The sequence below is a fragment of the Sphingobacterium sp. UME9 genome (assembly GCF_014170215.1).
Taxonomy (GTDB): domain Bacteria; phylum Bacteroidota; class Bacteroidia; order Sphingobacteriales; family Sphingobacteriaceae; genus Sphingobacterium; species Sphingobacterium paramultivorum.
On sequence record NZ_LZZP01000013.1, the window covers coordinates 1400251 to 1414185 of the forward strand.

Below are 13935 nucleotides of genomic sequence, written 5' to 3' on the forward strand. Positions count from 1 at the left end.
CTTATTAGGGGTTGTATAAAAATATCTGAAAGCTGTAACTCCTATGCTATGCAGGTATTAATCTTTTGTCATTATAGTGTTTATAAATTATTAGTTTTTAATAATTTGTGCATAATTATTAAAAATAGAATTAATTGAATATGATAACAGAGCTAATGTTGGCGCAGTAGCTTTGGAGTGAACGAAATATTCAATCCATGCTATTAGATCTATTGTTCGAAAAAAAAATTAGACCTAAGGGTTTTCGAAAGATTGTCATCTTATTTATTTGTGCATCTGCCGGTGTTATGTTGGGTTTTAAGTTGAAGCCAAAACAACAACCGAAGCTCAGTAATTCGGTATATGCAGCTATGCCGGAAGCGAATTACGGAAAGCTAAATTTGTTAACGTACAATATAGCAGGTCTCCCTGAATTGATTTCCAGTGCTGTAACCGAGCGGGCTTCTAGTATTACGTCGATCGGCAATCGGATCAATGGGTTTGATATAGTCAATGTACAGGAAGACTTTAACTACAACAAGTTTCTTTACAGCGAAAATACGCATAGCTACCGAACGGCAAATATGGGTGGGGTACCTTTTGGGGACGGGCTGAGTACACTTTCAAAATATCCTATTGTTGAGTTTGAGCGGATAGGGTGGACTGATTGCAATGGCGCAGATTGTCTGACTCCTAAAGGCTTTTCTTATGCTCGAATTCAATTGGCCAAAGAGGTATTTATTGATGTTTATAATGTACATGCGACAGCTCAGGATGATCAGAATGCAACGATTGCCCGGCAGAAGAATATAAATCAGCTGAAATCCTATATCAAAAAGTATTCGGCTGGCAGACCACTTTTGATTATGGGCGACTTTAATGCACATTATGCTTACGAGCTGGATAACATCGGTTCTTTTCAGAAGGACTTAGGTTTGGTAGATGCATGGGTAAGTTTACGCAACAAAGGTGATATTCCTGGGCATCAAGTGAATTTTGAAGCGAAAACAGCATTGGAGTTGACAGAGGATTGCGAAGGTATTGATAAAATTTACTATCGCAATGATCATCATTTGCTATTTGAGGCAAAGAATTATCAGGTTCAAAAAAAGCTTTTTCAAAACGAAGAGGGCCAGGATTTATCCGACCATTGTGCAGTGTCCTTACAATTAGGCTGGCGTGTTGTCAAATCTTCAGTTCAGTAAAATAAAAATAAAACTTTCTCAATTCTTTCATATCAATCGCGATTAGCACTGAACCCCTCAGTGCTTTTTTTGCGTATTAAAAAAGCCCCATAAAATGAATTATGGAGCCTTTATTAAATTGGGATAAATTATCTTATTTATACATTTCTTCACGTTGTGCTTTAACCACATCGCTATTAATGTATTCATCGTAAGTCATCAATTTGTCGATGATACCTTTCGGAGTCAATTCGATGATTCTATTGGCAACAGTTTCAGTCAATTCGTGGTCACGGGATGTGAACAACATTGATCCTTTAAAATCAGACATACCGTTATTTAAAGCAGTGATAGATTCCAAATCCAAGTGATTGGTGGGCTCATCGAAAACTAGGAAATTGGCACCCTGAAGCATCATGCGAGAAAACATACAACGCATTTTTTCTCCCCCTGAAAGCACAGATACCTTTTTCATAACCTCTTCACCGGAAAACAACATTTTCCCTAAAAATCCCCGTATAAATTGTTCGTCTGCTTCTGGGTTAGTTGTATAGTCTCTCAACCAATCGACTAAATTATCATTTTTTCCTTCGAAGAATGCGGCATTTTCAATCGGCATATCGGCAGGAGTGATGGTAATACCCCATTTGAATTCCCCGCCGAAATCGGTGTCTCTACCAGTGATAATATCGTAAAATGCTGTGGTCACTAATGAATTTGGACCTAGAACAGCGATTTTGTCACCTTTATTAATCATAAACGTGATATCTTTGAAGAATACCTCGCCATTGACCGTTTTGCTTAATCCTTCGACTTGTAGCGTTTGATCTCCCGGTTCACGATTCATGGTATTGAACATGATGGCCGGATATTTACGGTTGGATGGTTTAATTTCGTCAATATTAATCTTATCCAATGCTTTCTTACGAGAAGTAGCTTGTTTGGATTTGGAAGCGTTGGCAGAGAACCGACGGATAAATTCCTGGAGTTCTTTCACTTTATCTTCCATTTTCTTGTTTTGATCAGAACGTTGCTTTAACGCTAATTGAGAAGATTCGTACCAGAACGAGTAGTTACCCGTATAGATTGTCATCTTACCAAAATCAATATCCACCGTGTGCGTACATACAGCATCCAAGAAGTGACGGTCGTGGGATACAACTAAAACGATTGCTTCATAACTTGCTAAAAAATCTTCTAACCATGCAATGGTGTTGATATCCAAATCATTGGTAGGCTCATCGAGAATCAAAATATCTGGTTTGCCAAATAATGCTTGAGCCAAGAGTACACGGACTTTTTGGTTACCGTCGATTTCAGAAACTAATTTATAGTGCAGATCTTCTTTGATACCCAAACTGCTCAATAAAGTTGCGGCATTAGATTCGGCATTCCAGCCATCCATTTCAGCAAAAAGACTTTCCAGTTCGCCGGCGCGTTCGCCGTCGGCATCAGAGAAATCCTCTTTCATGTAAATGGCATCTTTCTCTTTCATGATTTTGTAAAGCTCTTGGTTACCCATCATGACAGTTTCAAGAACAGTAAACTCATCGAAAGCATAGTGATCCTGACTTAAAACAGACATGCGTTCGCCTGGCGTGAATGCCACTGAACCTGTCGAAGGATCAACTTCCCCTGAGATAATTTTTAAGAAAGTAGATTTACCTGCTCCATTAGCACCGATAATACCGTAACAGTTTCCAGGTGTGAATTTTAAATTGACATCTTCGAATAGTATACGTTTACCAAAACGAAGGGAGAGATTGGACACATTAATCATGCTGCAAAGATACGTTTTAATCTTGGATTTTTAACTATTTACGGTGATCAGTTACGTGGAGAAATTGAAGGTAGCAATGTTGCGGAATTCAGCAGTTTTCAGCACCTGTGGCAAAACAGTATTCTGTGAAATTTCAATGGGCGGAAATGATCTTTGCAATGAAGTGTGAAATGCAGTTATGTTTTGCAGATATTGGATTAATAAATTATAAATATTGTGTCAGTGATTTAAATTGGCTTCTTTTTTGTGGACAAGAGCTGAAATGAAATCAATTATGAAAAGAAATAGAATAACGGGTGTCGTTATACTTGCTGTTGCTTTTTTGTTTAATATTCAAGGAGCCTCAGCCCAGTTTGGAGGACTATTGGATAAAGCAAGCAAAGCCGTTGCTTCCAAAGGGAGTAAGGTACTGGGATTGGATAAGTTGCTAAAGGAACCTGAAGCAATCAGTACAAGTTTTGAAGACGTAAATAGAAAAGGGGAGCAAATGCCCGATTTTCAAAATACGGCGGTTTATAAACCTTTAGAAAATTTACAAAAGAATGGTAGTGATGGTTATGTATTGGAAGCCGGTCATTTTGAAATAACCAATAAGAGCTATTGCTTGAAAGCGGGTACCTATGCACCTTCAAAAGGCGATGGATATATGTATGCGCCTACTCTTGGTAAAAAAAGAGAAGTGGTCATTGCAATTTTAAAAAGTGCTGAAAAGCACCCAGAAGTAGCACAATCTGACATACAGATGCTATTGTGGACGATCATTGCGAAGACAAAATTTATTGATTATTCGGGCCCGGTGAAAGAGACAGCCTTAAAATTGCTTACAGCTGAACAAATTTTGCATTTGGAAGGTGGTGCGCTCGGCGTTTTGCCATTTGACGTTGTCCAAAAAGCAAAAGACCAGATGCCACCGGCAGTACGGACAATCTTCGAAGCGGAAAATAATATTCGGCAGCTAGTTTCCTCAGGAAACTATTCGTACGCTGATTTTGAACAATATGCAATCTTAGCTGGTATGGCTGAGCCTCGTACAGACGTGCCAAGTGGTATTTGGACACTTCACCCCGATGGCTACTATGTTCGCTATTTTCCAAGTGGTTATGCGATTACCAAAGTTCAGGTGTATGTCCCTCAAGAATTGATTACAAAATTGAATGGAAAGAAGCTTGTATACGATGCAACAGACGATATTGCCTGTCCGGCAAATACGGGGTCACAACGGTTAGCGCAAACAAATGAACCGGTGCGTCATTAAGATATGAGGTATTGAAAGTTCGATAGGAAGTGAAGGGGGGGAAGGAAATTTAATGAATAAGGGAGATCTACTGATCTCCCTTATTCATTAAATTTCCTCTTTTGCCTCCTGTATAATATATAAACAATGACAATGATAGCGATGATTGCTAAAATAATGTAATGGGAACCTGAATGTTGGGTTTTATCCTCTGTCGTCTGCGCATATGTAAAATTTGCTACGAAAAGAAGCACCATGAAAATCCACTTCTTGCACATAATAAACGGTTTATTAACTATAGTAGCAAGCTAAGTATTTTTTGCAACAAAGTCAAATTAATTCGGTAAAAAATAACTAAGATTTTTATAAAATTTTAATGCATAACCTCTGTTTCTCACATTTGATTCGTTATGTTCGAAAAATAAAAGGATAGCAGAAGAGCTTTTGTCTTTTTTATTCGCTTTTTGGTTCTTTTACCACTAATAAAACACAACTAAATCGGCTGTCTCCCATTGGATATCGCTCGGGATATTGTCTCTGGAATTCGGTAAATGGTCCTAAAAATCGTATCTTGTGAACCTTTGTAAGCGTTTTTAGATATTCAAATCATGTCAAAACTTATCAATTTAACTGTCTTTAGAGAATTCTTAAAATCCAGCTTTGCTGGGGGAATTATACTTTTTTCCTGTGTTATTCTGGCATTGATCGTTGCAAATACGTCATTGTATGCCAGTGTAATGGAATTTCTGAACCGGGAAGTAGGCTTTGAGAGCGGTCATATTCATTTAAAATATTCGTGGTTGTTGTGGCTCAACGATGGTTTGATGGCTATTTTCTTTTTACTGGTGGGACTTGAGATAAAACGTGAAATTGTAGAGGGTGAACTCTCATCGCCAAGTAAAGCAATCCTGCCCATTTTGGCTGCGGTTGGTGGGGCGCTTTTGCCTGCCATCATTTATTTTGTATTAAATCAGGGAACCAATACTGCAAACGGCTGGGGAATCCCTATGGCAACAGATATTGCATTTGCTTTAGCGGTTATCACGCTTCTGGGAAATAAGGTACCTGCCAGTCTTAAGATCTTTTTGGCTGCACTGGCCATTGTTGACGACCTACTTGCCATATTGGTTATTGCGATCTTTTATAGCAATGGTATTCATGCGACCTATTTATTTATTGCTTTAGGTATCTTTTTGTTTTTGATCGTGTTAAATAAATTGGGCGTTAAAGCAATATGGGCTTACCTGATTCCGGGACTATTTATTTGGTACTTTGTTCACCACTCGGGTATTCATGCAACAATAGCTGGCGTGCTGGTGGCCATGACGCTACCGACAACACCGGACGCGAAAGAATCTCCCCTGGAAAAACTTGAGCATCTTTTGACCAAACCTGTCAATTTCATTATCATTCCTCTGTTTGCATTTGCGAATACACTTATTCCAATCCATGGTGAAATGATTGGAGGTTTGACTTCAAAATTGGGGATCGGTATTATCCTTGGTCTAATCGCTGGTAAATCAATTGGGATATTTTTGATCTGTTTTATTGCTAAAAAATTGAAGATTGCGCAATTACCGGAAGGGGCTGGCTGGAAACAGATTTTTGGTGTCGGCTTATTGGGTGGAATCGGTTTCACGATGTCAATCTTCATCTCGATACTGTCATTTGATGATAGCATGTTGATTGAAGAAGCAAAGTTCGCGGTTCTGATCGCGTCTTTATGCGCCGGCTTGCTAGGCTATATCGTTTTGAATGCAGTGTCAGCCACAAAGAAAACACAGGTTATTGATTAAATTTTGCATAGATAGCAGTCGTACGTTTGGCTTACAATGTCGTACGTTTGACATACAATAATGTGTAGGACCGTTGTTTTGGTCAAATTCAGTCCTGATTCCTTCATGGATTAATCCTATCTGAGGGTTAATTTGGAAGAGGATAACGAGCTATAGGTATTAATTTTAGACTTTTATGAATTAGATTTAGTAATTTAGGGCACAACAATAAAAACAATACGTTGAGATTTGATGAATTTGGCTTTGTTCCAGCTTTGGAAGAAGGTTTAGAAAGTATGATGTTTGAGGAGGCTACGCCGATCCAAGAACAGACCATCCCGATTATTAAAGAGGGAAAAGATATGATTGCCTGCGCACAGACAGGTACAGGTAAAACAGCAGCCTATATGTTGCCCATCCTCGATGCAATAGCACGGAATTCAAGGGAATCTATTCTTGCAATTATCCTTGTCCCAACCCGGGAACTTGCCATGCAAATTGATCAGCAGATTATGGGCATGTCTTATTACACGGGTGCAACATCCATAGCCATTTATGGTGGGGGCGACGGTATGGGCTACGAACAGCAAAAACGGGCTATACGAGAGGGGGTAAATATCATTGTCGCTACGCCGGGAAGGTTGATAAGCCATCTTACCTCCATGAAGATTGATCTCTCTCATTTAAAGCACTTTGTTTTGGATGAAGCTGATAGTATGCTGGATATGGGATTTCAAGACGATATTTTACGTATTGTAAGTTATTTACCGAAGAAAAAGCAGATGCTTTTGTTTTCGGCTACGATGCCGATGAAGATCAGGTCTTTTGCCCGAAAAATTCTGCAGGAGCCTGTGGAGGTCAATATTGCCATTTCTAAACCTTCGGAAGGAATAGATCAACGTGTATATCTTGCCTATGATCAACAGAAAATGGAGCTTCTGAAGAATATACTGAAGGATCCCAATTATGTATCTGTTATTATTTTTGCATCCCAAAAAACTACGGTCAAACTTCTCGCTCAGGAATTACAGAAGCAGGGGATTGATGCGGAGGGTTTCCATTCGGATCTCGAACAGTCGAAACGGGAAGATATTATGGCCAGGTTCCGGTCTCGTCAGGTGCGGGTACTGGTGGGGACAGATGTGATATCTCGCGGTATCGATGTGGTGGGGATCAGTTTGGTCGTTAATTATGATGTTCCACCGGATCCGGAAGACTACGTACACCGTATTGGACGTACTGCGCGGGCAGCAACTACAGGAACGGCCATTACCTTTGTCAATGAGAAAGACCAAAACCGTTTTGCTCAGATTGAGAATTTAATAGGTTATCCGATTGAACAACTTCCATTGCCAGAGGGGTTTGAAGCAGGGCCCATTTACAATCCTGCCAAAAAGAATCCACAGCATAAGAAGAAGCGTTTCAATAGGAATAAAAATAAAAACTATCAGAAAGCTAAAAGAGCCTGATTTTAAAATGCAAAGCCCCCATATGAGAAAAATATGGGGGCTTTGCATTTGAGTATATATTTTATTCAACAGTCCACACGGCCAATTCATATCCATCAGGATCCTGGAACTGAAATCTCTTTCCACCGGGAAAGCTAAAAATATCTTTTAATATAGTCCCGCCAGCGCGGATAACCTGATCACGCGTAGCCTGCAGATCGTCGGCATAGATAACGACGAGAATACTGCCATTTATTGGGTTGCCAAGTGCGAAACCACCATCCACATATTTCCCGCCAAAAGCTGTATATGCTGGCCCGTAATCCGTAAACTCCCAACCGAAACTCGTTGAGTAGAATGCTTTGGCACGTTCAAGGTCGCTTGATACAAACTCAAGGTATTGGATCTGCTGGTTAACAAATTTGTTTTCTGTACTGCTATTGCTCATAAAGGAACTATCTATTTAATGTATATATAATAAATTGCTTGATCGGTTGCGTCGGTTTTGGAATTAAAATCCGAATCGTTTCATAAATATAAGGCTTTGTTGAAAATGACACACATTTTTCTTTTCAACATGTTTTTTTCGGGGCTACCTGTTTATCGGGGCTACCTGCTTGGCAAAAGGAGGAAACAACATTCATTTCCCAATCTTAGTTGGACTGGGAAATGAAAGGAGCTTGTTAAGCGCTCTTTTTACTGCTGATCCAATATTGTAATAGCACAGATGAAACAACCAAAAACAGTCCTACATAGAAGGATAGGTTTAATTCTCTTGCTTCATTAAGAAATAAAAATGCAATCAAAATAGCATATACTGGCTCAAGATTTAAGCTTAAGTTCAATGTAAATGCTGATATCTTCTTTAAGATTTCTGTAAATGCGAGATAGACTCCCACAGTGCAACATAAAGATAGGATGATCAGATAGAAAATATCCAGGGCATTGGGAATAAAAGTGCTGATTGGATAGTGCTGAATGTAAAAAGGAAGTAGACATGCCAGCCCTATTGTTCCACCGATCATTTGATAATAGTTGATGCATATTGCGTTGTACTTTTTGGTCAATTTTTCATTGTGAACCGCATAGAGTGAGGCAAAAGCCGGAGAAATTATCCCTAAGACTATGCCAAGCTGGTGTGAGGTATCGAAGTGAAATATCAGTGCAATACCGCACAACGTAAGTCCACTCAACAGAAGTTCAGACAATCTGAATTTCGTTTTATTGATCATCGGTGCAAAAATAGCGGTGAAAAAACTTGCCATACAGTAGCAGATCACGCCGATGGAAATGTTTGAATATTTGATGCTAGCATAGAATAATAGCCAGGATGCTGTCAATAGTAGCCCATTTTTTGCAATATGCAGTTTCTCTTTGAACGTAAAATCTGTAGGTATTTTATACCATTTTAGAATAAAAAATAGGATAACGGCAGCTAAAAATACACGGTACCATGTGAGTATCCCTTCGTTTAGTGAAATCACTTTTCCAAATACGCCAGATAGTCCCAGGCACAACACAGCAAGGTGCAGCATGAAATATGAATGTTTCATAAGAAATTGTCTTCCAGTTCCGTCCATTAAGGACGAAAGGTGTTAAATAATAAAATTGATAGTAAATAAGAAGCACAGCAAATCAGTCCATTTCTGGCATTGTGCTTCAGTAATATTTGAGAAAAATATTACGCTACTGGAGGAGGAAGACAACTCGTTCTATTCATCATATTTGTATTTACCCGAAGATAGGGAATTTTGGGCGCAGCTGCAAAAAAGGAATGAAAAAGCCCCCAGAAAGTCTTTGCTTCTAGGGGCATATATTTAGTCCGTTGCCTTTATTTTGTGATTCTATGGCGTATTTGGCGGTAAAATATCTGTTCCGCCACCCAATGCACGGTAAAGATCTATGGCTGCATTGAGCTTTTCCCGTTTTACTGTAATACGTTCCAAATCATTTTGGAGCGCATTGTTTTGGGCAGTTATCACCTCCAGATAGTTTGCCATCCCACTTTTGTAAAGTAAGGCTGCATCAGCGGTGGCTTTGGCCAGGGCATTTGATTTGGCGTGGATAAGTTGCAGGCGCTGTTCCGTATGTTTGATTTTTGCCAAGGCATCCGAAACTTCTGAAACTGCGACCATAACCGACTGTTTAAACTGCAAAGCTATCTTTTCGCGTTCGATGACCGATATCTCATAGTTTGTTTTTAAAGCACCTTTCTGGAAAATTGGCTGTGCAATATTCCCCGCTATTGTTTTTACGATCGATCCCGGTAGATCAAACCATTTGTTAAATTGAATGGAGTTTGTACCAATGGATGGTGTCAAGCTTAGGGAAGGGTACATCGCTGCTTTGGCGAGTCCCATTCTGCTTGTCGCTGCCACAACCGCGTATTCAGCTGCTCTGACATCTGGTCTGCGGCTCAAGAGTTCGGCCGGTACTCCGGTGGCAAGTCCGTCTCCAACAATCGTATCATCTAAACTTGCTGTACGTTGAATGCCCTCGGGGAAACCTCCGCAAAGAATGCTCAGTGCATTTTCTTCTACAGCCATGTTTTGATGGGCTAGGGGAATCAACAATTCAGCAGTTTTCTTCTGAGCTTCGGCTTGCTCCACGGCAAGCGAACTGACCAGTGATGAGTTGTATTGCAAACGTATCATATTCAGTGTGCTATCGCTCAATTGAACATTTCTTTGTGCAATCTTAAGCTGCTCATCCAAAGCAATCAGATTGTAATAGGACTGGATGACCTGTACAATAACCCGGGTTTTCAGAGCCGATAAATTTTCCTTTTGGCCAAAAAAAATGGCCAAGGATTCTTCTTTTTGCATTTTTACCTTTCCCCAGATATCGGCTTCCCAAGACACTCTGAGCGTGGCACTATAATCGTCCATATAAGGCGTCCCGATAAATTGGTCGCTCAGCGATCCATTCAAGGAATTGCTCGATAACCAGGTTCTATTCGCTCCAATGCTTAAATCAGCTGTCGGCAGTAACCCTTTCTTAGACTGCTTGTACGCGAGTTCCAATTGTTGCATGTTGAGGAGTGCAACATTGACGTCTGTATTGTTGGATAATGCCTTCTCAATGAGTGATGTCAACAAGGGATCCTGTACAAATTTACGCCAGGATATCTGTAGCGTATCAGACGTCAGGACAACCGCGCTGTTTTTAAAATTTTCGGGCATTGCTATCTCCTGACGTGTGTATTTTTTTTCCACACTGCATGCGGACAATAACAGGGTGCTGCTTGCGAAAATTGTTATATAGTGATGAAATTTTTTCATTTTAATCGTTTGTATTGTGTACTGTATTGTCCGTAAGCTTTTTACCCGAAACTTTTTCTTGCAAATATTGGAACACTAGGTACAGCAACGGTATGATGATTACGCCGAGGATAACACCGCTCAACATACCCATTGCTGCTCCCGTACTGATGGAATGGTTACCTGTAGCTGTTCCGCCGGTCGCAAACATCAAAGGTACCATGCCGGCAATGAAAGCCAATGAAGTCATCAAGATTGGGCGTAGACGAGCTCTTGCTCCTTCTAAAGCCGAATCAATGAGTGAGGAGCCTGCTCTTCTCCGCTGTAAAGCAAATTCAACAATCAAAATGGCATTTTTTGCCAAAAGACCGATGAGCATGATCAAGCCGACCTGGACGTAGATATTGTTGTCCAATCCAATGGCACGTGTTCCTAAGAAAGAACCTATCATACCTGTTGGGATTGATAACAGGACGGCAAGGGGCAATAAGTAACTTTCGTACTGTGCTGATAGTAAGAAGTATACAAATAGCAAGCTTAATGCTAGGATAAGTACGGTTTGATTGCCTGATGACTTCTCTTCCAAGCTAAGTCCCGTCCATTCGTAGCTATAGTCTCCCGGTAACTTGGTCAATACATTTTTCTCCAATGTTTCCATGATCGCACCATTACTGATGCCAGGCGTACTAACAACGTTTATTGTGAGCGAATTGTATAAATTATAACGGGTTACCGACTCAGGACCATAAACTTTACGAAGGGTAACCAAGGTATTCACCGGAACCATTTGGCCAAGATTATTCTTGACAAATATTTCGTTGAAGGCTTCTTTATCGGTTCTATAGATGCCATCCGCTTTAACTGCTATCCGATAGAATTTACCGAAACGATTGAAATTCAATGATTGGTCACCCGCAAAGTAAGTTTGAACGGACGAAAGCATTTCACTGACATCTACGCCAAGTTGGGCAGCTTTGTCTTCATCTACTTCTAACTCCATCTGTGGATAATCTGCTCTGAACATGGTATAGGCAAACTGTACCCCTGGTTGTTTCATAATCTGCGCAATAACGGAGTCGGACATTGCTTTGAGCTCTACCGGCGATTTACCAGCCCTGTCCTGCAAAACGAGTTCCGCGCCATTCATCATACCATAACCATCAACAGGAGGGGAGCGAAAGGCCATTGCGTTACCTTCTTTGACACTGGATAATTTTTGTGAGATAACTTGGTGAATCTGATCGATATCGTTCATCTCACCACGTTTCTTTTTATCTTTCAGGCGTATGAATCCTGTTGCATAGGCTGCGCTGGAGTTGTTACCGATCATATTGAATCCAGTAATACTTGTATGGCTTTCAATAGAAGGGATATCGGCAAGTAGTTTTTCGATTTTTTCTACTGCTTTTGTGGTTCGATCAAGTCCCGTTCCTGGGGGCATTTCCAAACTGTATACGACAAAGTTATCATCTTCCATTGGTACAAAACTTTTGGAAGTGCTTGTCATGAGGTATCCGGCAACGCCAATTGTCGCTAGGATCAAAAGTGCCGAAATCCATTTTTTCTTTGCCAGGAATTTTAATGAACCAACGTATCGGTTGGTCATGTTTTCGAAGCCAGCGTTAAACGCTTTGAAAAAACGTTGAGAAAATCCTGTTTTTGGGGTCTGCCCATCGTGATTTTCGGCGTGCGTATTTTTAAGCAATAATGCGCAGAGTGCCGGTGTCAGTGTCAAGGCATTGATCGCAGAGATCACAATGGCAATAACAAGGGTATAGGCAAACTGTTTATAAAACATGCCCGATGAACCTGTCATAAATCCAATGGGAATAAAAACTGCACACATAACCAAGGTAATGGAGATTACAGCCCCTGTGATTTCACTCATGGCACTATGGGTAGCCTGCTTACCGGTTAAGTTGGAAGTCTCCATCTTTCCGTGTACTGCTTCGACAACGACAATTGCATCATCGACAACAATACCAATGGCGAGTACTAGGGCAAATAACGTCAATATATTGATTGTAAAGCCAAACACCAGCAGGAAGAAGAACGTACCTACGATAGCTACTGGTACTGCGATTGCTGGAATAATAGTCGATCGTATATCCTGCAGGAACAAAAATACAACGAGGAAAACCAATATGAAGGCTTCAATCAATGTCGAACGTACTTGAGCCGTACTTTCATCCAAGCGTTCTTTGGTACTGATCAATTTAAAAATCTTGATTCCAGGAGGAAAAGAGCGTTGCGCTATTTCAATCTGTTTATCGATTCCGATTTCAATTTCATTGGCGTTGGAGCCTGATGTCTGGAATATACCAATGGTAACGGTATTGAGGCCGTTATTTTGCGAATTACCACTATAGCTGATCGAGCCAAACTCAATACGTGCGACATCCTTTAAGCGTACGATCTGAACGTCATTGTTTTTGACGATAATGTTTTCATACTGTTCTGGAAGGTTCTTTTTCCCTTTATAGCGTATGACATATTCCAGTGGTGCTTTTGATTCTTCCCCTAATTTTCCAGGTGCAGATTCCAGACTTTGTTTGGAAATTGCAGCAATGACTTCTTGTGGCACAAGTCCATAACTCGCCATTTTTTGCGGATTCAACCATACACGCATCGAATAGTCTTTGGAACCGAATACCATGGCCTGACCAACCCCAGGTACACGCTTGATCTGTGGGATCAAGTTGATGTTCACATAATTCTGTAAAAATAGTTCATCATATTTTTTATTATCTTCTGTATAGATATTAAATATCATGATCATACTATTTTGTTGCTTGGAAGTCGTTAATCCCATTCGCACAACTTCCTGTGGCAGGATAGGAGTAGCCTGTTGTACTCTGTTTTGCACATTTACGGCTGCCTGATCTGGATTTACACCTGCTTTAAAGACAATACGCACAGAGAATGTACCATCGTTACTTGCAGTAGATGTAATGTATTCCATGTCCTCCACACCATTGATTTGCTCTTCGAGGGGTGTAACAACTGACCTCAATACTGTTTCGCTATTTCCTCCGGGATAGCTTCCGGTAACTTGGACCGTGGGCGGGGCGATATCCGGGAATCGCGTTTGAGGCAGCCTAAAAAGACCGATAACCCCCAGTATGACAAATATGATAGATATAACAGTTGCCAAAACTGGCCTGTCAATAAATTTCTTTAACATTTTAGTTTAAATTTTATAAAGCTTTTAGTACCGTTTTTTTTCAAAAGTGAATACTGAATGTATAGGCTTGTTGCCTTTCTTTGAGCAGTTC

9 protein-coding genes are annotated in these 13935 nt (G+C 40.4%); 4 read left to right on the plus strand and 5 right to left on the minus strand.

All coding sequences use genetic code 11. The features are described 5' to 3' along the window. Nucleotides 1-197 precede the first annotated feature (197 nt). Nucleotides 198-1184, plus strand: coding sequence for an endonuclease/exonuclease/phosphatase family protein (locus A9970_RS25015; RefSeq protein WP_182984100.1), 987 nt, complete (start codon nucleotides 198-200; stop codon nucleotides 1182-1184). A gap of 133 nt (nucleotides 1185-1317) precedes the next feature. Here the strand turns inward: A9970_RS25015 and A9970_RS25020 are convergent, their stop codons facing one another. Next, nucleotides 1318-2943, minus strand: a complete 1626-nt coding sequence (locus A9970_RS25020; RefSeq protein ID WP_153846346.1) for an ABC-F family ATP-binding cassette domain-containing protein — start codon at nucleotides 2941-2943, stop codon at nucleotides 1318-1320. 274 nt (nucleotides 2944-3217) lie between these two features. On the opposite strand from A9970_RS25020, the gene A9970_RS25025 reads away from it, so the two are divergent. The 3 genes from A9970_RS25025 (at nucleotide 3218) to A9970_RS25035 (ending at nucleotide 7421) form a co-directional block, all read left to right on the plus strand. Beyond that, entirely contained in the window at nucleotides 3218-4198 is a 981-nt protein-coding gene (locus tag A9970_RS25025) for a hypothetical protein (RefSeq protein WP_182984101.1), read from the plus strand. A gap of 587 nt (nucleotides 4199-4785) precedes the next feature. After that, nucleotides 4786-5973 (plus strand): Na+/H+ antiporter NhaA, encoded by a 1188-nt coding sequence (gene nhaA / locus A9970_RS25030; RefSeq protein ID WP_159730954.1) that lies wholly within the window; start codon nucleotides 4786-4788, stop codon nucleotides 5971-5973. 221 nt (nucleotides 5974-6194) lie between these two features. Continuing rightward, nucleotides 6195-7421 (plus strand): DEAD/DEAH box helicase, encoded by a 1227-nt coding sequence (locus A9970_RS25035; protein ID WP_153848361.1) that lies wholly within the window; start codon nucleotides 6195-6197, stop codon nucleotides 7419-7421. A gap of 61 nt (nucleotides 7422-7482) precedes the next feature. On the opposite strand, the gene A9970_RS25040 is transcribed toward A9970_RS25035, so the two are convergent. The 4 genes from A9970_RS25040 to A9970_RS25055 all read right to left on the minus strand — a co-directional run bounded on the left by A9970_RS25040 (nucleotide 7483) and on the right by A9970_RS25055 (nucleotide 13844). Next, on the minus strand, nucleotides 7483-7848 hold the full coding sequence (locus A9970_RS25040; RefSeq protein WP_182984102.1) for a VOC family protein: 366 nt from the start codon (nucleotides 7846-7848) through the stop codon (nucleotides 7483-7485). 235 nt (nucleotides 7849-8083) lie between these two features. Further along, nucleotides 8084-8953: a DMT family transporter gene (locus A9970_RS25045; RefSeq protein WP_182984103.1), complete on the minus strand. Its 870-nt coding sequence runs from the start codon at nucleotides 8951-8953 to the stop codon at nucleotides 8084-8086. A 291-nt stretch (nucleotides 8954-9244) separates the two neighbouring features. Next, nucleotides 9245-10681, minus strand: coding sequence for an efflux transporter outer membrane subunit (locus A9970_RS25050; RefSeq protein WP_182984104.1), 1437 nt, complete (start codon nucleotides 10679-10681; stop codon nucleotides 9245-9247). A 1-nt stretch (nucleotide 10682) separates the two neighbouring features. Beyond that, the gene (locus A9970_RS25055) at nucleotides 10683-13844 is read right to left on the minus strand and encodes an efflux RND transporter permease subunit (RefSeq protein WP_153848365.1); all 3162 of its coding nucleotides are present in this window, start codon (nucleotides 13842-13844) and stop codon (nucleotides 10683-10685) included. Nucleotides 13845-13935 lie beyond the last annotated feature (91 nt).

Bases quoted from the DNA above. Each gene is read 5' to 3' on its own strand.
- A9970_RS25045 (WP_182984103.1), bottom strand. From the start codon at position 8,953: ATGAAACATTCATATTTCATGCTGCACCTTGCTGTGTTGTGCCTGGGA.
- A9970_RS25020 (WP_153846346.1), bottom strand. From the start codon at position 2,943: ATGATTAATGTGTCCAATCTCTCCCTTCGTTTTGGTAAACGTATACTA.
- nhaA (WP_159730954.1), top strand. From the start codon at position 4,786: ATGTCAAAACTTATCAATTTAACTGTCTTTAGAGAATTCTTAAAATCC.
- A9970_RS25040 (WP_182984102.1), bottom strand. From the start codon at position 7,848: ATGAGCAATAGCAGTACAGAAAACAAATTTGTTAACCAGCAGATCCAA.
- A9970_RS25055 (WP_153848365.1), bottom strand. From the start codon at position 13,844: ATGTTAAAGAAATTTATTGACAGGCCAGTTTTGGCAACTGTTATATCT.
- A9970_RS25015 (WP_182984100.1), top strand. From the start codon at position 198: ATGCTATTAGATCTATTGTTCGAAAAAAAAATTAGACCTAAGGGTTTT.
- A9970_RS25050 (WP_182984104.1), bottom strand. From the start codon at position 10,681: ATGAAAAAATTTCATCACTATATAACAATTTTCGCAAGCAGCACCCTG.
- A9970_RS25025 (WP_182984101.1), top strand. From the start codon at position 3,218: ATGAAAAGAAATAGAATAACGGGTGTCGTTATACTTGCTGTTGCTTTT.